Here is a 674-nt window from a genome sequence, read left to right on the forward strand (position 1 = left end):
AGTCGGTAGAGCAAAGGACTGAAAATCCTTGTGTCGACAGTTCGATTCTGTCCTGAGGCACCATTTAATAACAATTCCATGCGGTTGTGGTGGAATGGCAGACACGCCATCTTGAGGGGGTGGTGAGCTTACGCTCGTATGGGTTCAAGTCCCATCAACCGCACCATATCAGTAAATAAGCGCCTTGCGAGATTTCGCAGGGCGCTCTTTTTGTTTATTTTTTGTTTGTAGATTTCTTTTGTTCGTCTTTAGATTCGTTGACATTAATAATCACATTTTTCTCCTGCCAACTGCGTACGGCATCATTGACATACGAATTACGCAACTCATCAGCTTCTTCCGGAGTCATGATGATTTTTTTACGTGGGATAATGATTTCACGATTTGCAGGTACATCTTCACTATACGAATAACCATCATCAGGATCCCACTGATTGATGGTTGCGCTGCCGTCAGGATGGCGAATTACTTGCGTTTGCAATTCTGCAAAGACTGTTGTAGAACTGATTAATAGTAACCCCGAAAGGGCCATTAGCATCTTTTTCATAAAAACCTCCACAAATACAGATATAGAACCTGCAATTCTGAATAAACTTCAAAGATATAAACGAGCCTTCGAAATGTAGTGACCCCAAAAAGTTAGACTTTTATTTCCGAGAAGCCTGAATAGGTTT

General features: G+C 41.5%; 1 protein-coding gene and 1 tRNA gene. One reads left to right on the forward strand and one right to left on the reverse strand.

Annotated features, from left to right (window positions below; all coding sequences use genetic code 11):
* Nucleotides 1-80: 80 nt before the first annotated feature.
* Nucleotides 81-166: transfer RNA gene (locus MXE28_RS11475), tRNA-Leu, on the forward strand.
* A gap of 48 nt (nt 167-214) precedes the next feature.
* Here the strand turns inward: MXE28_RS11475 and MXE28_RS11480 are convergent.
* On the reverse strand, nt 215-538 hold the full coding sequence (locus MXE28_RS11480) for a hypothetical protein (RefSeq protein ID WP_247240195.1): 324 nt from the start codon (nt 536-538) through the stop codon (nt 215-217).
* Between the last annotated feature and the right edge of the window lie 136 nt (nt 539-674).

It is taken from the genome of Veillonella sp. KGMB01456, from assembly GCF_023051165.1.
In the GTDB taxonomy this organism is placed as follows: Bacteria; Bacillota; Negativicutes; order Veillonellales; family Veillonellaceae; genus Veillonella_A.

Bases quoted from the DNA above. Each gene is read 5' to 3' on its own strand.
- MXE28_RS11480 (WP_247240195.1), bottom strand. From the start codon at position 538: ATGCTAATGGCCCTTTCGGGGTTACTATTAATCAGTTCTACAACAGTC.